Below are 341 nucleotides of genomic sequence, written 5' to 3'. Positions count from 1 at the left end.
TCAACACGACCTGTTACTACAGTACCACGACCCTGGATAGAGAATACGTCCTCGATAGGCATGATGAATGCACCGTCAATCGCACGCTCTGGCTCTGGGATGTAGGAATCCAGAGTCTCAACCAGTTTCTTAACAGCAGTAGTACCCAGCTCGTTGTCGTCTTCGCCGTTCAGCGCCATCAGAGCAGAACCTGGGATGATTGGAGTGTCATCACCTGGAAACTCGTACTGGTCCAGAAGCTCACGCAGCTCCATTTCTACCAGCTCAAGCATCTCTTCGTATTCTTCAGAGTCAGCACCGCCACAATCTTCAGCCAGCAGATCTGCTTTGTTCAGGAATAC

General features: G+C 50.7%; 1 protein-coding gene. It reads right to left on the bottom strand.

What is annotated here, in order from left to right; all coding sequences use genetic code 11:
• On the bottom strand, window positions 1-341 hold a 341-nt coding region (locus Q0882_RS16695), incomplete at both ends, for a GTP-binding protein (protein ID WP_366915942.1).

This window comes from uncultured Neptuniibacter sp. (assembly GCF_947498015.1).
Classification (GTDB): Bacteria; Pseudomonadota; Gammaproteobacteria; order Pseudomonadales; family Balneatricaceae; genus Neptuniibacter.
The sequence above is the reverse complement of the archived record's forward strand: the minus strand, read 5'-3'. Positions and strand labels throughout refer to the sequence as shown.